The 26,617-nt window shown below is 51.7% G+C and carries 22 protein-coding genes; 14 read left to right on the top strand and 8 right to left on the bottom strand.

Features of this window, described 5'->3' with window-relative positions:
* The first annotated feature begins 48 nt into the window (after positions 1-48).
* The 5 genes from CRP01_RS21660 to CRP01_RS21640 all read left to right on the top strand — a co-directional run bounded on the left by CRP01_RS21660 (position 49) and on the right by CRP01_RS21640 (position 5,831).
* The gene (locus tag CRP01_RS21660; RefSeq protein ID WP_099152192.1) at positions 49-1,029 is read left to right on the top strand and encodes a M23 family metallopeptidase; all 981 of its coding nucleotides are present in this window, start codon (positions 49-51) and stop codon (positions 1,027-1,029) included.
* 69 nt (positions 1,030-1,098) lie between these two features.
* The gene (locus tag CRP01_RS21655; protein ID WP_222845789.1) at positions 1,099-2,280 is read left to right on the top strand and encodes a CapA family protein; all 1,182 of its coding nucleotides are present in this window, start codon (positions 1,099-1,101) and stop codon (positions 2,278-2,280) included.
* 190 nt (positions 2,281-2,470) lie between these two features.
* Complete coding sequence (locus CRP01_RS21650; protein WP_099152190.1) at positions 2,471-3,610, top strand: DUF3667 domain-containing protein; 1,140 nt, start codon at positions 2,471-2,473, stop codon at positions 3,608-3,610.
* 158 nt (positions 3,611-3,768) lie between these two features.
* Positions 3,769-5,217 (top strand): Asp-tRNA(Asn)/Glu-tRNA(Gln) amidotransferase subunit GatB, encoded by a 1,449-nt coding sequence (gene gatB, locus CRP01_RS21645; protein WP_099152189.1) that lies wholly within the window; start codon positions 3,769-3,771, stop codon positions 5,215-5,217.
* Between the two features lie 152 nt (positions 5,218-5,369).
* Entirely contained in the window at positions 5,370-5,831 is a 462-nt protein-coding gene (locus CRP01_RS21640) for a hypothetical protein (protein ID WP_099152188.1), read from the top strand.
* A 105-nt stretch (positions 5,832-5,936) separates the two neighbouring features.
* Here the strand turns inward: CRP01_RS21640 and CRP01_RS21635 are convergent, their stop codons facing one another.
* Both CRP01_RS21635 and lpxB read right to left on the bottom strand, forming a co-directional pair.
* Positions 5,937-6,152 carry a hypothetical protein gene (locus tag CRP01_RS21635; protein WP_099152187.1) on the bottom strand — a complete coding sequence of 72 codons (216 nt, stop codon included), beginning with the start codon at positions 6,150-6,152 and terminating at the stop codon, positions 5,937-5,939.
* Positions 6,153-6,728: 576 nt separating this feature from the next.
* Entirely contained in the window at positions 6,729-7,838 is a 1,110-nt protein-coding gene (lpxB, locus tag CRP01_RS21630) for a lipid-A-disaccharide synthase (RefSeq protein ID WP_099152220.1), read from the bottom strand.
* A 224-nt stretch (positions 7,839-8,062) separates the two neighbouring features.
* Here lpxB and CRP01_RS21625 point away from each other — a divergent pair, with 224 nt between their 5' ends.
* Positions 8,063-9,316: a glycoside hydrolase family 32 protein gene (locus CRP01_RS21625; RefSeq protein WP_143473478.1), complete on the top strand. Its 1,254-nt coding sequence runs from the start codon at positions 8,063-8,065 to the stop codon at positions 9,314-9,316.
* A 258-nt stretch (positions 9,317-9,574) separates the two neighbouring features.
* On the opposite strand, the gene CRP01_RS21620 is transcribed toward CRP01_RS21625, so the two are convergent.
* Positions 9,575-12,220, bottom strand: coding sequence for a protein-disulfide reductase DsbD family protein (locus CRP01_RS21620; RefSeq protein ID WP_099152185.1), 2,646 nt, complete (start codon positions 12,218-12,220; stop codon positions 9,575-9,577).
* 379 nt (positions 12,221-12,599) lie between these two features.
* A complete protein-coding gene (locus CRP01_RS21615; RefSeq protein WP_170110484.1) occupies positions 12,600-13,889 on the bottom strand; it encodes an McrC family protein in 1,290 nt (429 codons plus the stop codon).
* 116 nt (positions 13,890-14,005) lie between these two features.
* Between CRP01_RS21615 and CRP01_RS21610 the strand changes: the two genes are divergently transcribed.
* Together CRP01_RS21610 and CRP01_RS21605 are read left to right on the top strand one after the other, a co-directional pair.
* Positions 14,006-15,148, top strand: a complete 1,143-nt coding sequence (locus CRP01_RS21610; RefSeq protein ID WP_099152183.1) for a T9SS type A sorting domain-containing protein — start codon at positions 14,006-14,008, stop codon at positions 15,146-15,148.
* A 59-nt stretch (positions 15,149-15,207) separates the two neighbouring features.
* Positions 15,208-15,939, top strand: coding sequence for an esterase family protein (locus CRP01_RS21605; protein ID WP_099152182.1), 732 nt, complete (start codon positions 15,208-15,210; stop codon positions 15,937-15,939).
* A gap of 565 nt (positions 15,940-16,504) precedes the next feature.
* Here the strand turns inward: CRP01_RS21605 and CRP01_RS21600 are convergent.
* Positions 16,505-17,131: a toxin-antitoxin system YwqK family antitoxin gene (locus tag CRP01_RS21600; protein ID WP_143473477.1), complete on the bottom strand. Its 627-nt coding sequence runs from the start codon at positions 17,129-17,131 to the stop codon at positions 16,505-16,507.
* A 99-nt stretch (positions 17,132-17,230) separates the two neighbouring features.
* Here CRP01_RS21600 and purE point away from each other — a divergent pair, with 99 nt between their 5' ends.
* Together purE and CRP01_RS21590 are read left to right on the top strand one after the other, a co-directional pair.
* Entirely contained in the window at positions 17,231-17,734 is a 504-nt protein-coding gene (purE, locus tag CRP01_RS21595; protein WP_099152180.1) for a 5-(carboxyamino)imidazole ribonucleotide mutase, read from the top strand.
* A 48-nt stretch (positions 17,735-17,782) separates the two neighbouring features.
* Positions 17,783-18,763 carry an NAD(P)H-dependent flavin oxidoreductase gene (locus CRP01_RS21590; protein WP_099152179.1) on the top strand — a complete coding sequence of 327 codons (981 nt, stop codon included), beginning with the start codon at positions 17,783-17,785 and terminating at the stop codon, positions 18,761-18,763.
* Between the two features lie 373 nt (positions 18,764-19,136).
* Here CRP01_RS21590 and CRP01_RS21585 read toward each other — a convergent pair whose 3' ends face one another.
* From CRP01_RS21585 to CRP01_RS21575, 3 genes are all read right to left on the bottom strand, one after another.
* Positions 19,137-20,309, bottom strand: a complete 1,173-nt coding sequence (locus CRP01_RS21585) for a thiolase family protein (RefSeq protein ID WP_099152178.1) — start codon at positions 20,307-20,309, stop codon at positions 19,137-19,139.
* Positions 20,310-20,382: 73 nt separating this feature from the next.
* Positions 20,383-20,733: a four helix bundle protein gene (locus CRP01_RS21580; protein WP_099152219.1), complete on the bottom strand. Its 351-nt coding sequence runs from the start codon at positions 20,731-20,733 to the stop codon at positions 20,383-20,385.
* Positions 20,734-21,023: 290 nt separating this feature from the next.
* Positions 21,024-23,417: a 3-hydroxyacyl-CoA dehydrogenase/enoyl-CoA hydratase family protein gene (locus CRP01_RS21575; protein WP_099152177.1), complete on the bottom strand. Its 2,394-nt coding sequence runs from the start codon at positions 23,415-23,417 to the stop codon at positions 21,024-21,026.
* Positions 23,418-23,858: 441 nt separating this feature from the next.
* Between CRP01_RS21575 and CRP01_RS21570 the strand changes: the two genes are divergently transcribed.
* From CRP01_RS21570 to CRP01_RS21555, 4 genes are all read left to right on the top strand, one after another.
* Positions 23,859-24,545: a MotA/TolQ/ExbB proton channel family protein gene (locus tag CRP01_RS21570; RefSeq protein WP_099152176.1), complete on the top strand. Its 687-nt coding sequence runs from the start codon at positions 23,859-23,861 to the stop codon at positions 24,543-24,545.
* A 90-nt stretch (positions 24,546-24,635) separates the two neighbouring features.
* On the top strand, positions 24,636-25,034 hold the full coding sequence (locus CRP01_RS21565; protein WP_099152175.1) for an ExbD/TolR family protein: 399 nt from the start codon (positions 24,636-24,638) through the stop codon (positions 25,032-25,034).
* A 93-nt stretch (positions 25,035-25,127) separates the two neighbouring features.
* Entirely contained in the window at positions 25,128-25,490 is a 363-nt protein-coding gene (locus tag CRP01_RS21560) for an ExbD/TolR family protein (protein WP_233752729.1), read from the top strand.
* A 190-nt stretch (positions 25,491-25,680) separates the two neighbouring features.
* A complete protein-coding gene (locus tag CRP01_RS21555; RefSeq protein WP_099152173.1) occupies positions 25,681-26,568 on the top strand; it encodes a cell envelope integrity protein TolA in 888 nt (295 codons plus the stop codon).
* Positions 26,569-26,617: the final 49 nt, after the last annotated feature.

Here is a 26,617-nt window from a genome sequence, read left to right as displayed (position 1 = left end):
ACAGAGAAAGCGCTGCGGTTTGGGAATTGTTGGCTAAGAAAAACACTCATGAGAAGAGAAAAATTTACCTACAACACGCAAACCTTACGCTACGAAAAAGTTGTCGAACCATTAAGTGTAACCGTTTTACGGATTTTCGGCTTTTTTTGTGCCGCTGTCCTTACCGGATTCGTTTTCATGGTTTTAGCTCACCGTTACTTTCCATCCCCCAATGAAAAATCGTTGCAGCGGGAAGTTGAGCAACTACAGGCAGAGCTGGAATTGGCCGGCGAGAATTTCGACGTACTCAGTAACGTATTGAATAAAATTCAGGAAAGAGACGCCTACGCACACCGGATGCTTTTCGGCATGGATCCTATCGATCAGGCCGTTTGGGAAGGTGGCATCGGCGGTCACGATAAATATAAAGACTACCGTCAGTTCCGCAATGCCGGTGATGACATCATCGCACTGAAGGAAAAAGTAGACAAGCTCAAGCTACAGATGGACCTGCAGTCCAAATCACTGGACACCATCGTCAACAACGCCAAGAGCAAAGAAGAAATGTTGGCTTCCATGCCTTCTATCAAGCCGGTCCGTTCGGACAAACTGGCCCGCGAGCTGAAACTGCTCTCCGGCTTCGGCTACCGGATCCACCCGGTATACAAAGTTCCAAAAATGCACGCTGGTATCGACTTTACTGCTCCCCGCGGAACACCAATCCAGTCTACGGGTAATGGTAAAGTAGTACAGGCCGGTTACGGCTCAGGCTACGGTAAGCGCGTAGTGATCGACCACGGCTACGGTTACAAAACGCTCTACGGCCACATGGATCGCATCGATGTGAAAGTAGGTGATGAAGTAAAGCGCGGACAGGCGATCGGTATCGTGGGTAGCACCGGTGTTTCCACCGCTCCTCACTGCCACTACGAAGTAGTATACAAAGGCCAGAAAATTGATCCTATACAATTTGTTACGGACGGTCTGACACCAGAAGAATACCAACAGCTGGTAGAAGCCGCTTCCGCTGAGAATCAGTCACTGCACTGATCTTTGCACTCACTAATAACTTAGCTTAAGCTTAAGGTCATAACTCTGATTAGATCAAGAATTTTACTGATGAATAAACTAATAATGAAAGACTTCCGGTTTGGAAGTCTTTTTTTCTTTCTGACACTGACTCTTTTTTCTGCTATCTGGCTGGCCTGCCGGTCAGATGCTTCTACCGAAAATACGGCCGATACTGCATCGGTCCTTCCCGTAGCGGCCCAAGCGGCCGATACCATACCCGCGCCGCAGGATACCACGCCCCCGCCGGCCGAACCCAAGCGACTGAAGATCGTGGGTGTTGGGGACATGATGCTCGGTACCAATTACCCGAGTCCGTCCTATCTGCCGGCTAACGGCGGCAAAGATCTCCTGTCCGATGTGGAAGATATCCTGATTAATGCGGATGTAACCTTCGGTAACCTGGAAGGTACCATCATCGAGAAGGGAACGATGTCCAAGCGCTGCAACGATCCAAGTAAATGCTATGCCTTCCGCTCCCCGGAAAGCTACGCGGATCACTTTGTAAATGCGGGATTCGACCTGCTGAGCCTGGCCAATAATCACTCGGGTGACTTCGGCCCAGAAGGACGCCGCCGGACCAAAGAACTACTCGATGAACGCAACATCCTCTACGCCGGACTGGCCGGTTCGGATGAAACCGCGATTTTTGAGAAAGACGGTATCAAATACGGCTTTTGTGCGTTTGCGCCCAACAGCGGTACCTGTGATATCCGCAACATCAGCCGCGCCAAACAAATCGTCAGCAAGCTGGCCGAGACCACGGACATTGTGATCGTTTCCTTCCACGGCGGCGCCGAGGGCGTGAAAAACCAGAGCGTCCCCAAACGTACGGAAACCTTCTACGGCGAAAACCGCGGTGATGTACACGCTTTTTCCCACGGTGTGATCGATGCCGGCGCCGATATCGTATTCGGCCACGGGCCCCATGTTACCCGGGCGGCTGAATTGTATAAGGACCGCTTCATCATTTACAGTATGGGTAACTTCTGCACCTACGGCCGCTTCAGCCTGTCCGGTGCGGCGGGTATCGCCCCGATCATTACCCTGGAAGTGGATGAGGAAGGGAAATTCCTGGAAGGTCAGATCACGCCGATCTACCAGGCGAAGACCCACGGACCGAAAATTGACTCCCAGAAAAGAGCGATCACCAAATTGATCGAACTCACCAACAGTGACTTCCCGGATACTCCGCTTGATATCGGAACGGATGGGAAAATGGTGAAGAAATAGGGCTGTGTGAAGGTTTGAACCTGGAAATGTTTGAAGGTGGGAAAGTTGGAAAGTGTGAAGGCGGAAAGACAGAAAGCCGGGTTGGCGGGCTGTACCCTTTTACACTTTTCGACTAAGGCCGGGCATTCGGTCGACTCACGGCGCATTTTCCCTCTGGTGTGATTTTGGGTAATTGTTTATCTTTAGAGCCATGAAAAACACCCGGATCCGCCTATTTCCCCGCATTCGCAAACGGCGCGGCACGCTCGAGTCGGAAGGTCAGAAAGGTCAACGCTATTGTCCTAACTGCCACTATCCCCTGCCGCACTACGGGGAATTTTGCTCCAACTGCGGCCAGCGATTTACGGACGGACGGGTGCCGTTGAAATACCTGCTTCAGGATTTTCTCGAAAACGTCCTGAACGTCGATTCCAAATTCTTTCGCACCACCTGGGCCCTGATCATACCGGGCAAACTGACCAATGAGTTCTTTAAAGGTCACCACAAACGGTACGCCACTCCGGGGCGCCTTTTCTTCGTAGCTACTGTTGTTCATTTTGCGGTGCTGGGTTTTCTGATCAACGACCAGATCGCTACCGGTCTGGGACAGATGATCGAAGACGGCAAACGTAAATCCTACGTACAGCCGATGCTGGATTCTCTACAGGCGGCCCGCAAAGACATCCTTACCGAGTTCGGGGAAGAACCGGATGTAGCCCGGGCGTTTGATTCTCTCTTCCTAAAGGTCGGTGGTACTTCCCGGGATTCCCAAAAGGTCGATTACTTCACTTTTGCCGACAGCTGGTGGCCCAGCTCCGCCGAGGTCTGGTTTTCTACCCAGGAACTGTACTCTAAATCACCGGCCGAACTGGCCGATGCCAAAGGAATTACCGGCAAGATGGATCGGCTGGTCTTTCAGCAGGTCGTTAAGGTAACGACCCATACCGACAATTTCGGGCAGTACGCACTCGGGCAACTGGTCTGGATGGTCATTCTGATGATGCCCGCCCTGGCCCTGATCCTGAAATTGCTCTACATCCGGCGCAAACGCTATTTTGTGGAGCACCTGGTTTTCTCTTTCCATTACCACGCTTTTTCCTTCTGGATCGTTTCCATTATGCTGCTGATCATGACCTGGACCAACTCCTGGGACAACGAAGCAATAGCTGGTATTGTCCCCACCTTTGTAGTATTCGGGATACTCATCTATCTTTTCATCGCCATGCGGCGGGTCTACAAACAGGGCTTTTTTAAGACTTTTGTGAAATATAACATTCTGAATTTTGCCTACATCATGATCTTCTCTCTATTTTTGGCCCTTACTTTGGCGGTAAGCGCGTTGATGTTTTGAGTAGGATGGCTGGATGGCTGGATGGCTGGATGGCTAAGTGATTTATTTCCCGCTAGCCTGCAAATTTTAAATCCATTTATTGCCATTATGAAACAATAGCGCAAAACGGCCATTCAATAATGACCATCATTTGACCATATCAACCATATAACAATAACATGTCAGTTTACGACCAGTACGAAACGGTGATCGGTCTGGAAATACACGTCCAGCTGGCCACGCAGAGCAAGGCATTTTGTGGAGATGACGCCAGTTTCGGTGGTGAGCCGAATACCCATATCAGCACCATTTCGCTCGGGCATCCGGGCACCCTTCCCCGTCTGAATAAAAAACAGGTAGCGTATGCGGTACGGCTCGGACTGGCCCTCGAAAGCGAGATCAATCTGCATTCCGCTTTCGATCGTAAGAACTATTTCTACGCCGACCTGCCGAAAGGGTACCAGATCACCCAGGACCGTTCGCCAATTTGTATCGGTGGTCAACTCAAAATAATGGTGGATGACCGGGAAAAAGCCGTTCGCATCCACCACGTACATATGGAGGAGGACGCGGGTAAGTCCATGCACGATTCCGATGATCCCTATTCCTACATCGATCTTAACCGCGCCGGGGTCCCCCTGCTGGAGATCGTCTCCGAACCGGACCTGCGCTCCGCCGAAGAAGTGGACGCCTACATGTCGGCCATGCGCCAGCTGGTGCAGTATCTCGGTATTTCCGACGGGAACATGCAGGAAGGTTCCATGCGCTGCGACTGCAACGTTTCGGTGCGCCCCAAAGGATCGGACCAATTGGGAGAACGCTGCGAGATCAAGAACCTGAACTCCATGCGCTACGCCCGGCGGGCCATCGCCTTTGAAGTAAAACGCCAGATCGACCTGATCGAATCCGGTGGCCGGGTCAGTCAGCAGACCCTCAACTTTGATCCGGTAACGGGTGAGACCAGTCCGCTGCGGGATAAGGAGGATGCTCACGATTATCGCTATTTTCCCGAACCGGACCTGCCACCGATCATTCTGGACGAAAGCTACGTACAAAAGATCCGGGAAGATCAGCCGGCTCTGCCCTGGGAACTCTACGCGCGTCTGCAGGAGGAGTTCGACCTGTCGGATTACGACGCTACCCTGCTCACGGCTGAACTGTCTACCGCGCAATACTTCCTCCAGCTTAACGCCGCCTCGCCCCATCCGAAAGCAGCGGCCAATCTGATCATCAACAAACTGCTACCGTACTGCCAGGAGGAAAACATCGAACTGACGGAGTTTCCGGTCGGCATCGCCGGACTGGGTAAATTCATTCAGCTTATCGAAGACGGGCAGGTTTCCAATACCATCGCTTATCAGACCTTACTGCCGGAACTGATCGAGCAGCCCGGAACGGAACCGCTGGAACTGGCCAAAAAGATGCAACTCATTCAGAATAAGGATGAGGATTTCCTCACGCAACTGGTCGAGGAGGTCATTGCGGCCAATCCGGAGAAGGTAAAAATTTACCGGGGCGGGAAAAAAGGGCTGCTGGGTTTCTTTATGGGAGAAGTCATGAAACGCTCCAAAGGGCAGGCAGAGCCCAAGGCTACAAACGCACTGCTGCGGGAAAAACTGGAAGCTTAATCGGAGCTATTTAAAAAAAAATTCATTTTCTGTTATTCATTTTATGGAATCCGGGAGGATATGCGTCCTTATGACGAATCCAAAAAGCCGAAAGGGTCTCCGGTTTGACCGGGACCGACGGCTTCCCAATTAATCACCAAAAATCCATTAAAATGAAAACAGTATTGTTGAGTTTGATCGTTACCGCCTGCGCGCTGGTCTCTTTCACCCCCGATCGTCAGGAGTCCGCTACGCCTCCACCCACCGTCATTGCTAAATTCGATAAGATCTCTAACGGCTTTATCATCCACGAAAAGGTACTGAAGCGGAGTTTTCAGGACGGCAGTAAGATCGAACGTTTCAGCATCGAAAAGGACGGTGCTGATTTCTTCCTGGTCCGTCGCGGCATCGACGCCAAAAATAAATACCGCTCCGAAGCCTTCCGGCTGCAGGCCGTTGATAAGAACGGATTGAAGTTGATCCTTCCCGGTAAACTGAAGTGGTATACCGTTTGCCTGGCCGGCGGTTGCTGGTGCCACAAAGTGGGCAACTCCTGCGAATGCGCCGACGGCGGGAACTGTACGTTCGGTATCGAACCGATCGGCGATGACCTGGAAGTCATCGTATTAGGATAAAAGTTTTCTCATAGCAGTTTATACGGTAGACGGTCCCGGCCTGTCCGATCCCTTCGATCCACCGGCCCCGTCTACCGTTGCTTGTAAGTTTTCTCGATAGTTGTCCTATCTCAGTACATAGTCCTCTTTCACCTCAGCCGAGGCGCTGGGGGACATCATCCGGCCTTCCAGTTGAATGCCTTCAATGTCCAGTCTTTGTTCTTTCGGGGTTGAGCTAAAGGTCAGTAACAGGCCTCCCAGGCCGACGATCACTACCAGTAATAGTAACCATTTTTCGCTTCCTCTTGAATTTGTGGCAGATGTGTTTGATACGTGTTTCATGACTTGATGTTTTTGTGTTCCAGAAAAATTGGTGTAGTTATCTCCGGGCATACCGGTCCCAGGGTTATGGGAGACCAGAACCCGAATTATTTGTTTCTTGACATAGGAGTGGCCTTGCCGATCCGTACCGGATCAGGTCAAATAAAATCGGCCATTTAGGACATAGTAAGGGACTTCAGCCTCCGGCGGACAGCCGGAAACCGTGGGCTAATAACGCATGGGCACAGTGGTGGCCCGCACCCTCAGGGGTGCCTGTTCAGCTATTAGCTACAAGACGTAATATTGATGTTGGAAATACGCTCAGACAGGAGCAATGGTGTAGTTTTGCTTCATGTAGTTTTGTGTTTCATGTGTGAAAGCGACCAGCTTTGTTTGGGAGGAAGGTATAGAGCTGACGCAAAATGGAATTAGGTTCAATGCAAATATTATAAAATTATTTAATAATATAAAATTTTATAATATGTTTTTTCCGTTTGGTAGGATAGCTTCTCAATTGCTTACATACTTACTAAAAGCAAAGAGCGTGCCAATTTCTGCGGTATGCGACTACAAATTAATAATTTTTTTAAATTATTTTTATTTTAAATATGTTTTCATCAGTTGTGCGGTCCTTTTAGCCGCTCCGGCATGGCCTAATTTATCCTGTAGCTCTTCGTAGCCGGCCCGCAGACGACCCTGTTCTTCGGGAGTCAGCAGTTTTTCCAGTTCTTTTTTCAGGACTTTCGGTTGAAATTCGGTTTGGATGAGTTCGCGCAGCAGCGGGCGGTCCAGTACGAGATTGACGAGGGAGATGTATTTCACATTGACCAGCCGGCGGGCGATGAGGTAGGATAAACTGCTACCGCGGTAACACACGATCTGGGGAACCCCGAACAGACCAGTCTCCAGCGTAGCCGTACCGGAGGTGACCAGGGCCGAATGAGCTTCATTGAGCAGATCGTAGGTACGGCCGCTGACGAGTTGTACATTATCGGCCGCTTCTTTTAGAAAAGGTTGGTAAAATTCATCGGGAATAGCCGGGGCTCCGGCCACCACAAAACGGTAGTCGGGGAAATGAGTTGCCATCTTCAGCATATCCGGCAGCATCCGGCTGATCTCCTGGCGGCGACTGCCCGGCAGTACGGCGATGATCTTTTGATCGGACCAGTTGTATTTTTCGCGCAGATCCACATTCGGTTGATAATCCTCAACTACATCCAGCAGCGGATGCCCGACAAAATCCACATCATAGTCGTATTCCGCGTAGAACTCCTCCTCAAAGGGCAGAATAACGAACATGCGGTCGATATTCGCCTTGATCCCGTGCACCCGGCTGCTGTGCCAGGCCCAGAGTTGCGGCGAAATGTAATAGAAGACTTTAAGGTCGACAGTTTTGGCCCATTTGGCCATTCTCAGGTTGAATCCCGGATAATCTACGAGGATCAGGGCATCCGGACGGAATTCCAGAATATCCGCCTTACAGGCCTTGAAATTGCCCAGAATGGTCCGAAGATTACGGACTACCTCCACGAAGCCCATAAAGGCCAGGTCGCGATAGTGCTTCACCACTTCCGCACCGGCGGCTTCCATCAGGTCTCCGCCCCAGGCTCTGATCTCCGCCTGTGGATCTTCCTCCCGGATCGCCTTGATCAGGTTAGACGCATGTAGATCGCCGGAAGCTTCTCCGGCTATGATATAATATTTCATGATTACCGGCCTTTTTACCGCCTGCTGCGAATTAACACTTATTTTCAGGAATTCCGCACCCCGGCGGGTGATTTCTTTCAACCGGCCCAACGGATGCGGATACAGGCCGGCCGGCGGGTAGGTACTGAAAATCGTCTCCTCTCTTACCCGCAATGCCCACTCAACCCATTGCCGGTCGGGCCACGTATACCGACAGTTTCTTAAATTGCGAAAAATTTCCAGCTATGCCATTCAAACTAGTTTCTAAATACGCCTGGCTTTTTTGCGGGCTGATTATCCTCTTCTCAGCCTGCCGGCCGGAAGCGGAACCCAAATCCTATACTCTCCAGTTCGAGGAAATGGAAGTGCCGGCCGATTCTTCCTCTATGTTCCCGGCCCTGACCTTCAATCCCGAAGGAGAACTGCTGCTCAACTGGCTCTACGAACCCGATACCCTCAGTCGGCTGATGATGGCCAAATGGAACGGCGATCAAGAATGGTCCACTCCCCGGGAGATCGCCACCGGCTCCGAATGGTTCATCAACTGGGCGGATTTCCCCTCCCTATCCGCTAATGCCAAAGGACAACTGGTCACCTACTCCCTGCCCAAAAGCAGTGACGATACCTATGCCTACGATGTCGGCCTTTACCAGAGTACCGACGACGGAAACACCTGGACCGGGCCGATCGTACCGCATCACGATCAGGTCAAGGCGGAACACGGTTTTGTATCTTTTCTGAATTTCAATAACGGTAAGATCGGAGCGATATGGCTGGACGGCCGGAATTACGGTCAGGCCGAGCACGAAGGACACGGCGGACACGGTGCCGGCGGCGAGCCGGATATGACCCTCCGCTACGCCACCATCGATGCGCAGGGTAATATCGCCGATGATCACGAACTGGACCCTAAGGTCTGTTCCTGCTGCCAGACGGATGCTGCATTGCTTCCGGACGGTGCTATCGTCGTTTACCGCGACCGTTCGGCGGAAGAAGTACGGGATATCGGCTACGTTCGTCTCATTGACGGCGAGTGGACCGCTCCCCAGCAGATTGCCGATGATTTCTGGGAGATCGCCGGTTGTCCGGTCAATGGCCCGGGCGTCAGTACCCGGGGTAAAAACGTAGCCGTGAGCTGGTATACCGCTGCGGAGGGACAGGCGCAGGTAAAGCTGGCCTTTTCCACGGATCAGGGAGCTACTTTCGGCGCCCCCATTCGTCTGGATGCCGGGGAACCGCTCGGGCGGGTGGATGTAAAATTCTGGGATGAGGAGACCGCACTGATCTCCTGGGTGGAGCAGGAATCACCGACCACGGCCGCTATTCGTTTAAAACTGATGCGCACCGACGGGGAAACGATTCTGGATGAAAGAGTGGCGGATTTTGATCCATCGCGTTCTTCCGGTTTTCCCCGGATGGCGGCGCAGGACGGTACGGCCTATCTGGCCTGGACGGAAACGGGGCCAAAACCTAATGTGAAGCTGGTGAAAATACAGTAATGGTGAGCGGGATGGATTCCCGTACAGATAGGAAACTGAGATGGCTCTACAGCTGGGATAGATGTATGCATTTAGCCCTAAAATACCGGAAGAATTCACCGCGAAGGCGCTAAGTCGCAAAGGCTTAGAGCTACCTTCTTCGAAAAATTTGCCTGCGGCAAAATCACAAAAAACTTAGCGTCTTTGCGCCTTCGCGGTGAAAATACGCCAAACGGATAGGAGTAGGTCTAACCCCGGCCGTAGATGTAATACTTTAGATCAATTCGCGCCGATCCGCTGATCTCCCGGCTTGATATTGCCTTCAGTCAGTTGCTTGAAGTTCTCCAGACCACAGCGCAGGAAATCCCCGTATTCTTCGGCATCGGGCGTAAAGGCCACCGGCTGGTTCAGCAAATAACCGTCGGGAGACACCAGTGCATAAAAGGGCTGGGAATTGGTCCCGAAATACTCCTGCTGGAACTTGTGCCACTTCTTACCGATGTTGCGGTATTTTTCCGCATCCTCACCGGTAGCCGGTTCGCGATCGTCCACGTAGAGGGAGATCAGGATATAATCTTCTTTCAGATGGCTGTATACTTCCGGTTCCGGCCATACGTGTTCCTCCATTTTCCGGCAATTCACACAGTTGTATCCGGTGAAATCCAGCATAACGGGTTTGTTCACCTTTTTGGCGTAGGCCAGTCCCTGCTCCAGATCCTTGAAACAGTCGAGATTCTGCGGGCAGTCGCACGGATGCAGCCAGGAGTAGCAACTCGGAGGCGCCAGGCCACTCAGCAGTTTCAACGGCTTGTAAGAGCCTCTATCCGCTTCGTAAATAAATCCAAGCGTCATGTAACCGATGAAACCGATCGTAAGGCCGGCGGTGATCAGGCGCCCGAGGCTTACTTTCTTCAGCGGAGAATCGTGCGGGAAACGGATCTTACCCAACAGGTACAGTACCAGTCCGATGCCGATCAGGATCCAGATGGCCAGGAAGGGCTCGTATTTGAGCAAACCCCAGTGTTTGGTCAGATCCGCATTGGACAGGAATTTGAACGCCAGGGCCAGTTCCACAAATCCCAGTACCACTTTCACCGTATTGAGCCAGCCACCGGATTTCGGCAGGGAACTCAACCAGGTCGGGAAAGCGGCGAATAAGGCAAAGGGCAGCGCCAGTGCCAATCCAAAACCACCCATGCCCATGGTCAACTGCATCGCCCCTCCGTCGGAGCTCAGTGCTCCGGCCAGCAGCGATCCGAGGATCGGCCCGGTACAGGAGAAAGATACCAGCGCAAGGGTCAGGGCCATGAAGAAAATGCCCAGCATACCGCCGACGCCTTCGGCCGAACTGGCTTTATTGGTCCAGCTACTCGGCAGCGTGATCTCGTAGTAACCAAAAAAGGAGAACGCAAAGAACACGAAAATGATAAAGAAGGAAACGTTCAGCCAGATATTGGTCGACACCTGATTGAGGATACTTGAATCAATACTATCCATCAGGTGAAAGGGAATACTCAGGATGAGGTAAACCAGGAAAATGAAGAACCCGTACATCGTCGCATTGGTAATGCCTTTGCGCCGGTTTTCACTCCCTTTGGTGAAAAAGCTCACGGTAAGGGGTACCATGGGGAATACACAGGGCGTAAGCAGCGCCACCAGACCTCCCAGAAAACCCAGGAAGAAGATCGTCCAGTAGCCTTTACCCTCTACCGTGGTAATCTCTTCGCCGCAGTAACCTACCGGGTCTTTTACACTACCCGGATCACGAGGATAGCCAAAATCCCCTCCACCCGAAGTAACGACAGTTGCTTCCGATCCATTATCATTACCGATCTTCACCCTCAGGTTAGCCGGATCGATCTCGAAGGAGACGTCTTCCGGAAAACACTGTTTGTCATCACAGGTCATGTATTCCACGTAGCCGGTGATCACTTGCGACGGATCGCTTACCTTGATGGTTTGCCGAAAGGTAACGGGCTTCTCAACGAATTTGGCTACTACTACGCCGAAGGTCGGATCCATGCCTTCCTTCTTTTTGCCTTCTTCACTCGTTTCTCCTACAGTTTCAAAGCTATCCGCTTCGTCAAAGAAAAAGGTTGTCGGCAGGGGGCCGATCTCATCTTCCTTCAGGTTGAGATATTGGGAGTAAACTACCCAGCCTTCGTCCATGGTAGCCGTAAAGGCCACTTCGTATTCATTATCGGATCTTTTTTCGATAGTACCACTCCAGCTAACGGGCGAAACCATTCCCAGACCGCTGGGCTGATCGCCGGTATCGGCCATCGGAGCATCTCCGAAGCTGATCGTAGGCATCGGCTCCGTTTCTGTCTCCTTTGTTTCCGCTCCCTGTTGGGCGCGATCCTCTCCCGTTTTGCTCGTCGCCGCTACGGAGGTTTGCTTTTCGTTCGTGGGTGCCGGTTTGGCTTCGGTTTTCGCCGGATCGGTAGCACCGGTCTTTTTATCGTCTACCGCCGGTTTCAGCTCAAAGTTAAAATCCACTTCAGTCGGTGGCAGGCAGCGCTCGTCGTCACAGGTCATGAATTCCAGATAGCCCGTAATGGGTTTGCTGTAGTCACTGACTTTGACCTTCTGGATAAAGGTGACCGGCCCTTTCACGAACTTGATCACATTTACCCCGAACAGCTCGTCCATACCTTCTTTCTTTTTGCCTCCGGTCTCGGACACTTCGCCCATGGGACTGAAATGATCCCCGGCATCAAAATTGAAAGAAGTCGGGACCGGACCATCGTCAGAAGTATGCTGGGAGTAAAGACTCCAGCCTTCGTCCATAACGGCGGTAAAGACCAGATCAAACTCGTTCCCATCTACGTGACGGGCGGTCATTTTCCACTTAACCGGTTCCAGGATCTGTCCTGTCAGAGAGATGGATAAGAGGCAAAATACGGCTAGGATTATGGTTCTCATACTTTCTATATGGGGCACGGCACTCAGCTTCGACGGATCATCCGGCAGCCGGATCTGAACACCATGCTATTATAACGAATAGCTTTTCAATCGGAGAAAGGTAGATATAAGTAAATATAACGTCGCCAGTTCCGGATCAGTTGTACCAAAACCCGAACGCTCCTTTACTTTACTGCAAAAATAGCATACAAGATTCGATTGACACACTTCTTAATATTATTATAACATTTGCCGGCCGGCCTGCTGGGCGCAAATCTCCGGTAAATACCCTTAACCTCTTCACCTAATTTTGCGAAATTGAAATTGAAATTGCCATTGAATTTGCCATTTCTTATATGCGATTACTTACCCAACTTCTACTTCGCCGGAACACACTTCCTCACCTCTCCCCGGCAATGCCCAGCAATTCAACCAGTTCGCGTCCCAGTTCCCGGTTCAGTTGTCCTTCCGGGTTTAAAACGCGGGCAAAGAGCAACTGGCAGCTCCGATACTGGGGCTTGGCTGCCGGCAAGGGTGCGTAAGATTGTAGTTGGGAAACCGGTTCCGGTCCGGTATGCGGAAAGATCAATACGCCACGGTGGGCCCGAAAATAATCACAGTAGACATAGACCTGACGCAGTTCTGCGGCTGAAGGTTGCTGATTTTGGAGCAGGCGCCATTTGGTATCCAGTACCCAGCGTCCTTGCGGGGAAGCGATCACCAGGTCGGGTCGCAGGCGATTCTGTCCCCAGAACACCGTGCTCTGCTGGCGTTCAACGTCCATTCCCGGAACTTTCCATTGCAGCAATTGCCGGTAGAGATACGCTTCAAAGAGCTGGTTCATATCGAAAAGTAAGGCCAGCCCCCGGAAAGCTCCCGAGCGGATATCCGGCCGCTCGTCCTGAAGAATGTGGCGGGCAATGGTCAGCGCAGGACCGTAACGATCCAGTCTTCGGTCCCGGTGGAGGTCTTCCGGAGTGAGTAGTTGGACCGGATCGGCGGAAGTAGGCCGGGGAAACAGTTCGGCGAGGTATTTCAATTGCGTGCGCAATTCAGAACCTATGGTCAAAAATTGCAGTTTATGTAAAGCCGCTCCGATCATCAAATTTGCCGGATGCCGGTTGCTGTACCGATCATACTGAACCTGAAAACGCTCCCGGTGAAAAGCCTGTTGGCGGATCTGTCGGCTTACATTCAATTTTCCCTTCAGCACGCCCAGCTCTGCTTCCACCGTCCGGTACTGGTGCAATAAGCCGTGACGGAGCAAAGCCCGGAGTTCCGCGATAAATGTGCGCAGGTACCAGTCGAGCAGAGCGCCCGGCCGGGTATCCAGCAAGGCCATACCGGGGCTTTCCGTACGAACGAACCCGCAGGCCTGCAGCAGGTCAACCAGGATACCCTGCCAGTTATCCTGGCGGTGAACTGACTGCCGGTCCGCTTTGGGCAGGATCTCTACGGTCAGTGCCGAAGTGGCCAGAATACCCACAAAACTCCGGAAGCGTACCGAGCGGTGCCCCAGGGAAAAATACGGTTGCCGCATGCGACCGGATAATTCCGCCAGTGATTCCAGATGCCGCTCGGAAAAGCATACATCGCCGCACTGGTCGCCAATCCGCAACACATCATGTTCGTACACCCGAATGACGGGAGGAAAGGGAGTGGCGAGTTTTTGGCCTGATAGTTGCGGCATGTTAAGACCTTTGAATTGACCTAAAGTTCTCCAATTTTTTTGCATTTTTATACCGCGATTGGACGAAATTTGCAAATTGCTGATCCGATCAATTTTTTTAAACCCATCAAACCGCTATGAAGCAAATTCAACTAGTCATCCTTTGTTTTTTTGTTTATACCCTCCAGGCACAGATCACGGTTACCAATGCTACCTTTCCCGCCGTCGGGGATACTTTGCTGACCGGTACCGATAATATGCCCGCCAATATTCAGATCGGCACGCCCGGCCCTGACCGGGAATGGAATTTCAAATCCCTGCAGTCACCCCTGGTATTACGCACGGTTGTGCGCGCCGCTTCCGAAGGAGATGCCGCGGGGAATTTCCCGAGCGCGGATCTGGTCTTCAAACTCAACGACAATGCGGAAGGCTACTACCGGGTGACGAATTCCGCCCTCGAACTTATTGGGCTGTCCGGTACGGACCCGCTCAATCTCGGTATCGAGATCACTCCTAAACTGAATGATCCCCAGATCGAGCGGAGAGCACCACTCCAGTACGGAGACGACTTCGAATCTACGGTGAACATCAGCTACGCCGTATCTTCCGATGACATTCCCCAGGAATTGCTGCAGGACCTGCCGATCACGCCGGACTCGCTCCGGATCCGGCTGCTGCTCAACCGGGAAGATGAGGTCGATGCCTGGGGCGTCATGAGTATTCCCGGAGGTACTTACGATGTACTGCGGGAAAAACGCACCCTCAACCAGGACATCCGTCTGGATGCCAAAGTAGGTTTTCTGGGCTGGCAGGATATTACGGACCTCGTCCTGGAACTTACCGATATCGGCACCGACATCCTGGGAGATACCCAGATCGTTCGCTACCATTTCTGGAGCAATACCGAGAAAGAAGCGATTGCCGTAGTGACGGTGGATCAGGACGGCACCAGCCCGGTGAGCGTGACCTTCAAAGCCGAGGACATTCTCAGCGATCTGGTCCAGGTAACCGACAAACTCCAGCCCGGAGTACTGGCCTACCCGAACCCGGCCATGGTCAATACCAATTTCCAGTTCGTGCGCCTCAAACCCGGTAAATACCGACTGGTGATCTACAACCTGGTGGGGAGCGAAGTGTGGCACCGCGATTACCGGATCAGCGGACCGCATACCGAACGGGTCAATATTTCCCAACTCAAAAAAGGCACCTATCTCTACGCCCTGCAGGATGCCCGGGGCCGTACGCTGATCACCCGCCGGTTGATCGTAGTGCGCCCCTGATCCAAAAGAGGCGGTAAAAATTGGGAATCTTGCTATATCTTTGCGAAAAATTAACGCAAATGCATCGCGAGATCCACGGGTGGCACAGCCCCCGCCTGAATAAACATATGGACCTGGCCGTCTACGGCCATTACGGTTTTGCTCTTTTGCTCATTCCCACCGCAGCGGCGGATTTTCTGGAATACGAGCGGTTTCAGCTCATGAACTCCATCGCACCCTTTGTTGATGCGGGCAAGTGCAAGGTGTTTTCCATTAACAGCATCAACCGGGAGAGCTGGCTGAACGACCACATGCATCCGCGGGATAAGAGCATTCGCCACCAGCAGTTCAACGGCTATGTGTTCGAAGAGGTGATCCCCTTTATCAAGAACTCGACCAGTTGGGAGACACCGATCATTACCTGCGGTGCTTCCTTCGGTGCCCTGCACGCCATGAACTTGTTCCTGCGCCGGCCGGACGCCATCAATGGCGTGATCGCCATGAGCGGAGACTACGAACTGTCTCATTATACCCGTGGCTACCACGATATGGATGTGTATTTCAACTCTCCGATGCAGTACGTTCCCAACCTGAACGACCACCATACCCTGGAACAGATCCGGCACAGCCACCATATTCATATCATGACCGGCTCCGGCCAGTGGGAGGATCCCGATGCGAGTCGCCGTTTTTCCGGTGTGCTGCACTCGAAATCCATTCCGCACGATCTCGACGTCTGGGGACACGATATCCCCCACGACTGGCCTAGCTGGCGGAAAATGCTGCCTTATGTGCTGGGTAGTAAATTCTAAGTAAAAGCAAGAAATCGGGCACAAAGAGGATGCCTTTTTGCGGCCGGGCGCCACACCCTTTCGGTAGTTTAGCATGGAACCAGTTCATGTATAGCCAGGTCCGAGGTCTGATCCGGCCGGTAAATATGAGTATAGATTCACGAATTCATACTCCTTATGATACTGTGAGCATTGCAATAGTTCCCGAATAGGCAGAACTTGAAGGAAAGTTCCTACGGGTATTTTCTCAAAGAAGAGGAGCTTATTCAACTTGCGCTAAATGAGCGGAATTCGAGAACTATTTGCCCTGATGTATTGGGTAAATAATGATAAAAGATCAGTACTAGAAACGACTTTCAAAAATCAAAGACCGGTATCCAAACTACAAAAAGCCGTTGAGCAATCGCTTCGAGGCCGGGAACCACTGGAAAAAGATCATACTTTAAACGGTAGAAAAAATAGACTTAACTCCTGAAACCCATCCCGCTAATTGTTTTGAAGGGACTTAAAGACAATTAGCATCGCCGAAGTAAATTGTACTTCGGCGATTTTTTTATTTAACCCCCGGCAAAAGCCCCGCAGATCACTATCTCGGCACGTTGGGCCGATCGCTTTCAATCACGCCGCCCCCCACTTTTTCTCCATTCTTATAGGTATACTCTAATGTAATTTCGCCGCGGTCATTGTAGAATCGATACGGGCCATCCTCCTTTCCATTCTTATAATGGATCTCCTTCTGTAGCTTACCGGCAGTAGTGGTGTACTCCCGGTAAAAGCCCTCCAGAATCCCATTTTCATAATCCGCAGTTTTGATCGGCCGGCCGAATTTATAGGTACCCCAATGGCCGTTGAGCTCGTTGTTCTCGTAGTAGGCCTGCAGGCTGACGGTGCCGTTTTCCGTCAGTTCCATATAGGGTCCATTGAGGATGCCGGCATGGTAGGAGACGATGCGTTTCGGAAATTCCTTGGTCGGATGCTCGTAGTAATACCAGGTACCCTCGGGCCGATCATCCAAAAAGTAGCCCATTTCCAGCACCTGACCTTCGGGATCATATTTGAAGGCCTTCATCAGATCAGTCCTTGGCAGCGATTCCAGCGTGTACCCGGCCGTTGCGCCTTCCGTTGAGACCGGAGCGGGCGGTGGCGGAGGGGCTTCTCCCGGTCCGCAGGAAAAAACCGTCATAACCAAAGATAGAATCAATAAGCGTTTCATGATCTTTAATACATTTATGCGGAATTAAGGAATTTTACCCGGCATCTTTACAGTGAACAAATATAAAGGCTATACCTTTACTCTACAAAAGAATAGTATATGATCAGTATTATTATGGGGTCCGATTCGGACTTACCCGTTATGCGGCAGGCCGCCGATGTGCTGAAGGAGTTTGATATCCCATTCGAGATCACCATCGTTTCCGCACACCGTACTCCCGAAAGGATGTTCAACTTCGCTAAATCAGCCCACGAGAAAGGCACCAAAGTCATCATCGCCGGTGCCGGGGGCGCAGCGCACCTGCCGGGCATGGTAGCCGCTATCTCCCCCCTGCCGGTCATCGGCGTACCCATCAAATCTTCCAACTCCATTGACGGTTGGGATTCCATGCTTTCCATTTTGCAGATGCCGAACGGAGTACCCGTAGCCACGGTAGCCCTGAACGCAGCCAAAAACGCCGGCTTACTGGCCGTACAGATCCTGGGTGCACACGACGCGGATATCCGGAACAAGATGATCGCTTACAAGGAAGATATGGCCGAAGGAGTAGCCGTCAAATACCGCAAACTGGATGAAATGGGATATGAGGATTATAAGAAGTAGCAATCTTTCCTTCGAACCGCACAACTAACGCACAACAAAATCAAATAAATGTCAAGCCTAGCCAAGATCTTTGAACCATTATCCCTGCCGGTGGTAGCGGCCCCTATGTTTTTGATCTCCGGGCCCAAACTGGTCACGGAATGCTGCAAAAACGGCATTGTCGGTACCTTCCCCGCCCTGAATCAGCGAACGACCGAAGGTTTCGACGCCTGGTTGACCGAGATCGAAGATGACCTGAAAGCCCACGAAGACCGCACCGGGCAAAAGGCAGCGCCCTTTGGTGTCAACCTGATCGTTCACCGCACCAATCCGCGGGTGATGCCGGACCTGGAAGTAGTGGTCAAACACAAGGTGCCGATCGTTATTACTTCCCTCGGGGCGGTTTCCGAATTGGTCGATGCCGTTCACAGTTACGGTGGCCTCGTTTTCCACGATGTGATCAAACGCCGCCACGCCGAAAAGGCGGCGGAAGCGGGCGTGGACGGACTCATACTGGTCAGCGCCGGCGCCGGGGGCCACGGCGGCACCCTGAACCCCATCGCATTTGTGTCCGAGATCAGAAGTTTTTTCGATAAAACGATCCTGCTGTCCGGCTGCCTCAGTAACGGCCGGGATGTCGCAACTGCCCTGCAAATGGGAGCGGACCTCGCCTACATGGGCACCCGTTTCATCAACACCACGGAAAGTAAAGCGGATAAGGAATACCAGCAGATGATCATCGACAGCGAGACGAAGGATATTGTCTATACTGCGGCCGTTTCCGGCGTCCACGCCAATTTTATGCGCGATAGCCTGGAGGCTGCGGGTATCCCCGAAGCCCGCTGGCAGCAAAGCAAAAAGATCGATTTTGGGGAAGAACTGGATGCGGCCCAGGCCGAAGCCAGAGCCTGGAAAACGATCTGGTCGGCCGGTCAGGGCGTTACTTCGATCGATGATGTGTTGCCGGTAGGCGAACTGGTTAATAAATTGAAATCGGAATTCCGGCAGGCCGTAGAAGACCAGGAAAGGAATTTGCAGCGCTACGGTTGATGTTGGTTCGTCCGTTAAGGACCGGGCAACCACAGCAACGTTCTTTCCTTACTTTAGGAATAGTTACCGGTACGCTTTTCACCAGATAAGGTGATGATTATCCATAAAATAAAACATGAATCACCCCGGATTTTATAAAAGGCGGTGTATTACCTCAGCGAGGTCAAATATTCGTAGAATTTAGCCCGGATAAGCGTTTTCCGACCTCAAGGAGGTCGCACATTTACCACATTGCTCCATGTTGTGCGACCTCGCTGAGGTCGAAACCAGGAATCCTACTATTTTTCTACGAATGTTTAACCTCTACGAGGTAATTTTTGAGTCCTGAAAAAATTCAGGATGACTCATGTTCTTTGTTTTAAGTTTCGGCTGATCAGTTCAGCAATTCGTAGATACCGGCAATGCCCTGGCCACCGCCCACACAGGCCGTCACCATACCGTACTTCTGATCGCGACGGCGCATTTCGTCCAGCAATTGGATGGACAACTTGGCGCCGGTACATCCCAGCGGGTGCCCCAGTGCGATGGCGCCACCGTTTACATTGACGATATCCGGGTCCAGTCCGGCTTCCTTGATCACCGCCAGCGACTGGGCGGCAAAAGCCTCGTTCAGTTCGATCTGTTGGATGTCATTCAGTTTCAGTCCGGCCTGTTTCAGGGCCTTAGGGATCGCCGCACAGGGACCGATCCCCATATACAGCGGATCTACCCCCGCTACCGAACAGCTCACCAATCGGGCCACCGGTTCCAGTCCCAGTTGTTTCACCATATTTTCACTCATGACCAGCACAAAGGCCGATCCGTCGGAAGTCTGGGAAGAATTACCGGCCGTCACCACGCCTTTATTGGCAAACACGGGCCGCAATCCGGCAAGTGCTTCCATAGTGGTACTGCGTCTGACCCCCTCATCCATTTTCACGGTATGGGAGCTGCTGACCCGTTTGTTGTCTTTCACCATTACGTCCTCGACTTCCACCGGCACGATCTGATCGTTGAATTTTCCGGCATCGATCGCTTCGGCGGCTTTCATGTGTGACTTGTAGGCAAATTCATCGGCGGCTTCCCGGCTGATCTCGTATTTGCGGGATACCGCTTCGGCGGTCAGTCCCATACTCACCAGATAGTTCGGGGTGGTACTGGCCACCTTATAACTCGGAGCGAGCTTGTAGCCCGTCATCGGGATCATGCTCATACTTTCCGTACCGCCGGCAACAAAGATCTCCCCCATTCCGGCCTGTATCTTGGCCACGGCAATAGAGATGGTCTCCAGACCGGAAGCGCAGTAGCGGTTGACCGTCATACCGGGAACCGGCTTGCCCAGGGCGCGCACGGAGATCTGCCGTCCGATCTGTAGCCCCTGCTCCCCTTCCGGATTGGCGCAACCGACGATCACGTCGTCCACCAGATGGGGATCCAGTTCCGGGGTTTGTTCCAGTAAATGCTTGATGATATCTACCGCGAGGTCATCCGAACGATAGTTCCGGAATCCGCCTTTTTTGGCACGCCCAACGGCGGAGCGGAATCCTTTTACAATATATGCGTCCATTTATATGCTATTTTGTAGAGAGTAGATGGTAGAGAGTAAAAAGACTCCCAAACGCACTAACGCTCATCAGTTTTTAATTCAATGTATTTTTAAACTTATAAATCCTTTTCTGCAATGCGTGTAACTTTGGTAAAACGTGATCGATATCTGTTTCGCCAATAAATTTCATTCTGCGGCTCAACAATAATTGAGTTTCCAGTTCATAACTTGATGCCGTTGCAATACCAAGAAATTGCCTAAATTCTCCCTTTGTATTACGCCCAGCTCCTTCTGCGATATTGGAAGGAATTGACACCGCACATCTCTTCATTTGGCTCACCAAGCCATACTTTTCTTCATTAGGAAATTTTTCAAGTAGTTCATAAAGCTCTCCTGCTAATTCCATAGCATCGTTCCAAACATGCAGTTTTCTAAAATTATGCATAGTGAAGATCATCTTTGGCTTTGAAATACCTGAATTATTCCTTCGTAAATAGTAGGTATAGATGGAATTTCAGTCCTATTTGAATCGGTGAACGCTAATTACTCTTAACGATTCCCAATCCCTCTACATTCTACTCTATACCCTCTACCCACTAATTCCGCAGTGCCTGTATTAAATGTTCCCCCTCAGTCCTTTGGACAGCTCCCCCGGGGGAGCACATGGGCATTTGGGGATTTCGAAAAGTGTATTTCCCCGTCAGCGCAGGGGAAGGAAACTCATCCTACCAGGCACTAGTTCCGCAGCGGCTTATTCGTCTGCAACATATGCTGGATCCGCTCCATGGTCTTCTGTTCTCCGGCCAGGCTGAGGAAGGCTTCCCGTTCCACGTCCAGCAGGTATTGCTCGGAGACCTTTTGGGTGCCGGTGAGATCACCGCCACAGAGTACCCAGGCGATCTTCTGGGCGATCTTGATATCGTGCTCGCTCGCGTAGCGCCCCAGTTTTAGTTCATTGGCGGCAGCGTAAAGAGCGGCCAGTCCCTGCCGGCCCAGAACGGTAATGTCCGTCCGGAGGATGGGCTGTACGTAAGCCTCCGCCAGATCAAGTACTTTTTGTTTCGCCTGGGCGATATTGCGATCGCGGTTAACGATGATCTCATCCCTTTCCGGTAAGAGATAACCGTAATTGAAGGCTTCATACCCGGAGGTACTGACGGAAGCCAGAGCGATCGTTTTGAATTTCTCAATCAGCGTCGGGATCATGACGTCTCCTTCAAAGTACATATCCGATGCCCGCAGGGCAAATTCCTTGGTACCGCCACCGCCGGGCAACAGACCGACGCCAACTTCCACCAGACCGATATAACTTTCGGCCGCCACCGCCGAGGCATCACAGTGCATCAGTGTTTCGCAACCACCGCCGAAAACGTATCCCTGGGTAGCAGCTACTACCGGAATGGACGAATAGCGGCACCGCATGGTCGTTTGCTGGAACAGGTTTACGGCCATGTTCATTTCGTCAAAATCCTGCTGGTACGCCAGCATACCGATCATCATCAGATTAGCCCCAACACTGAAATTGGTGGCATTGTTACCGATCACCAGGCCTTTCCAGTCCCCGTCTTCGGCGATCTGGATGCATTCGTTGATCCCGCGGAGTACGCCCTCACCGATCGAATTGTGCGCGCTGGTGAATTCCAGGCAGAGGACACCGTCCCCGATATCGTGCAGGGTTACTTCTGCGTTTTTAAATACCGGCGATTGCTCGCGGTAGTTGTCCAGGATGATCAGTTCGTCCGAACCGGGGATCACCACGTAGGATTTGCTTTCCTGATCGTAGTATTTACGTTTACCGTCTTCCCGTTTGTAAAAACTGGTAAAGCCGGCAGCCAGCATATCCTTTACCCAGGAGGCGATGGTTTCGCCCTGAGCTTCGGCCATTTCTATGCCCTTTTCCACGCCGATGGCATCCCAGTACTCGAAGGGACCCATTTCCCAGGCGTAACCGCCGCGCATAGCATCATCGATACTATAAAGGTGATCGGCGATCTCCGGTACCCGGTTGGACACGTAAGCAAAGAGTCCCAACAGGGAGCGTCGGACCAGTTCGGCGCCCTTGTCTTCCAATTTAAAGATCTCCTGCAGACGCTGCGGGAGTTCGTCGATCTGCTTGGAGACTTTCAGACTCTGCAGATCTTCTTTTTGCTGGGCTTCGTATTCGAGTGTTTCCAGATTCAGGGCGTGAATGATGGAGCGGCCGTTCTCGTCCTTCTCCTTCATTTTCTTGTAGAAGCCCTGCCCGGTCTTATTGCCCAGGTATTTATTGTCCAGCAGGAACTGGAGGTATTTCGGCTGTTGGAAAGTGTCGGCCTGCTCGTCCTTTGGACAGTTGTCCTTAATGCCCTGGATCACTTTGGCGGCAGTATCGTGGCCGACCAGGTCCCCCAGTCGGAAGGTACCCGTCTTGGGGCGTCCCAGGGTTGGGCCGGTCAGCTTATCCACGGTTTCGATCCGCAGTCCGAGATCGGTGGTCAGTTGGTAGATCTTAGCCATGGCGTACACGCCTACCCGGTTACCGATAAAGGCCGGCGTATCTTTGGCGAGTACGGTCTGTTTGCCCAGATAGACGTCTCCGTAGTGCATCAGGAAATCGACTACTTCCGGTTTGGTTTCTTTCGTGGGGATAATCTCCAGTAGACGCAGGTAGCGGGGCGGGTTGAAAAAGTGGGTACCGCAGAAGTGCTGGCGGAAATCTTCACTCCGGCCGTCCATCATCATATGGATGGGAATACCCGAAGTGTTGGAGGTTACCAGCGATCCCTCGCGGCGATGCTGATCGACCTTTTCGAAGATCTGCTTTTTGATGTCCAGCCGCTCGATCACTACCTCGATGGTCCAGTCGCAATCGGCAATTTTGTCGAAATCGTCTTCAAAGTTACCCGTGGTAATGCGGGAGGCAAAGGACTTATCGTACAGGGGAGCGGGCTTGGATTTGATCGCGGCTGCCAGGGCCTGGTTGACTATTCGGTTGCGGGCAGCGGGCTGTTTTTGTTCCGCTTCGCTCAGATCGCGGGGCACAATGTCGAGCAAAATGACCTGCAGACCGATATTGGCAAAATGACAGGCAATACCGGAACCCATGACGCCGGAGCCCAATACTGCTACTTTCTTGATTCGTCTACTCATTCGTGATTTTTATTCGGTTTTAGAAGTGGTCCGTTCAGTTATGTTTCGTATAAAACACAAAGGGGATAACAAAAGTTGTTCAGCGAATTTTCGCTAAATGCAAATTTACGAATTAGCGGAAGAGTAGCAAATGTGAAGGGATTTAAAAATCCGGAAAGGATACGTTAAGAAATTAAAGATTATCCATATCCATCTTTTAAGAATTGTTAAATTTAACCCTGGGATTGATAATTTGTGCAACCTATTATCGTTTTCTCAGTAATTAAAGCGAGACTCAAGTTATGGAGAGACATCGGTGAAGGTGGAGCCAGTGACCGGAGAAGATGAAACAAAAACACGACTTCTTCGGTAAAAGTCTAACTACACGATACACTTTACCTTTTACCCGCTTGCCTGCCAACTCAGATTAATTAACCAAAAAACACACAAACACCAACTTAAATGTTGTATCAGACCTTATTGTTGTTTCAAGACGCTGACCTGGAGCGCGAAATGGAATCTCAGAGTTTCATGGACGTCATCACCCAGGGTGGTGCCATGGGTATTGTCATTGTAGTGGTACTGCTGGCACTGTCCGTTATTGCTTTGTACATTTTTGTAGAACGTTACCTGAATATCAAGCGTGCGGGTCGGATCGACCAGCATTTCATGAATAACATCCGCGCCAATGTGCAGTCCGGAAATATCCAGGGCGCCAAGGCCCTTTGCCAGACTACCGACAGCCCGGTAGCCCGCATGGTAGAAAAAGGATTGCAACGGATCGGTAAACCGCTGCGCGATATCGACGCCGCGATCGAGAATGTGGGTAACCTGGAAGTATTCAAACTGGAAAAGAACCTGTCCACCCTGGCCAGTATCGCCGGTGCCGCTCCGATGATCGGTTTCTTCGGTACGGTAACGGGTATGATCCTGGCCTTCTATAAAATGTCTACCGAACAGAACGTTACTCCGGACGTACTCGCCGGCGGTATCTATCAGGCCCTGATCACTACGGCTTTCGGTCTCTTTATTGGTATCCTGGCCTTCGTGGGTTACAACCTGCTGGTGGCTAATGTGGAGAAAGTGGTTTTCCAGATGGAACGCACCACCGTGGAGTTCATGGACCTGCTCCAGGAACCTTCCAACTAGGCCGACGGACCACCGTGCTTATCATGGGTTTACCGAACTCCCGAAGTTGGGTCAACCTTCCAAAGAACCTGTTTAAATCCAATTTGTATTATGGGACTGAAAAAGCGAAGTAAGGTGAGTGCGGAATTCAGTATGTCGTCTTTGACAGACATCATCTTCCTGCTGCTGATCTTTTTCATGCTGACTTCAACCCTGGTGAAAATTCAACCTTTTGAGCTACCGGAATCGGACTCAAAAACGGTAGCTCCCACCAACATTATGGTGTCCATCGAAAATGACGGACGCCATACCCTGAACGGCACTACCATCAGTACCCGGGCTCTGGAAAGGGCCATGCGGGAAGGAATTGCCGGGATGGAGAACCGGGATAATGTTTCCGTTACGATCGTAGCCGAAGTAGGTACCCCCTTCGACGATGTGGTTGAGGTGATGAATATTGCCGCCCGCCTGCGCATTAAAGCGATCCTGGCCACACAACCGCGAAGCTAAATACGGAAGGCCCGTTTGGGTATTCCTCTAACTGATTTTGACTATTCACCTATGGGTATTAAAAAGAGAAATAGAGTTTCGGCACAATTTAGTATGTCGTCCCTGACCGACATCATCTTCTTACTGCTTATCTTCTTCATGCTGACGTCCACCCTGGTGGCACCCAATGCATTGAACCTGAAGCTTCCGGGTACTTCGCGTACCAATACGGTGACCGCTTCGGATATCGATGATGTCAGCATCCGGAACGACGGCCGTTATTTCCTGAACGGCAAGCGGATCGATATCGGGGCACTGGAGAACCAACTGGGGCAATCGGCCCGCAGAATGGGAGCCCGCAATTACAACATCACCATCTCCCCGGACCGGGGTACGCCCACCGAATACGTGGTGGCGGTGATGGACATTGCCATGCGCTACGATATTAACGGTATTCTGGCTCCGGAGAAGAACTAGATGGAGGTGTATTGGGCCGATCCAGAGCACTAAAACTGCTCCTCCCGCGCACTAAAGGCTCGTTTTCATCGCATTTTGTTAAATTTATACTAATGTGGTAGCTTAAGGGTGACATGTAGGGCGTTTTGACGTTTAAAGTAGAGAAACACCCAGTGATAGAGCACTTTAGGTGCATAAAAAGAAAAAAACTATGGAGAGTATAATCACACATGATGAAAGGAAGAACAGCAACCGGGGCAAGGTGATCTCGGTAGCTGTCCATATAGGATTGATCCTGCTGGCATTACTCCCCTTGTTGACTTATCCGGATCCCCCTCCGGGACAGGAAGGTATTGTGGTAAATCTCGGTTTGCCGGACATAGGGCAGGGTGATGACAACGCCGGACCTACTGCTCCCGCAGAACCGGAAGTAGCCGAAGAGACGCCGGAAGTAGAAGAGAGCCAGCCGGAACCCGAGCCCGAAGTGAGTGAACCGGACCCCGTCGTACCGGAACGCGAAGTAGTGGAGACGGAAGATCCGGAGGCCATCGCGCTGAAACGCAAGCAGGCAGAAGAGAAGAAGAGACAGGAAGAAGCCGACCGCAAAAAAAGAGCGGAAGAAGAGGCCAAACGACAGGCCGAAGCGGAAGCTAAACGACAGGCCGAAGCCGAAGCTAAACGAAAAGCGGAGGCCGACCGACTCAAGAACGATATCGGTGGTCTGTTCGGTGATGGTGGCGGTAAAGGCAATACCGGTACTGCCGGCAATCAGGGTGACCCGAACGGGGACCCGAATGCCGCCAATCTGGAAGGGATCAGTTCCGGTTCCGGTCGTGTAGGCGGAGGCCTGGGTAGTCGGGGTGTACTGAAATCACCTACCGTTGCCGAGAACTCCCAGAAAGCCGGTACCGTGGTGGTCAATGTTTGTGTGGATTCCAGCGGTGATGTGGTCAGTGCGGAATATACCCAGCGCGGATCTACCACCGCCGATAGCCAACTGGTGAACGCTGCGATCCGGAACGCCAAGAACTGGCAGTTTTCCCGGGGTAGCGTAGACAAACAGTGCGGTACGATCTCCTACAACTTTAAAGTGAAATAATTTTCGCAAGTCAAAATAAATCTTAGAAAAGCCATTCCTTTCCGGGATG

This window comes from Flavilitoribacter nigricans DSM 23189 = NBRC 102662 (assembly GCF_002646595.1).
In the GTDB taxonomy this organism is placed as follows: Bacteria; Bacteroidota; Bacteroidia; order Chitinophagales; family Saprospiraceae; genus Flavilitoribacter; species Flavilitoribacter nigricans.
The sequence above is the reverse complement of the archived record's forward strand: the minus strand, read 5'-3'. Positions and strand labels throughout refer to the sequence as shown.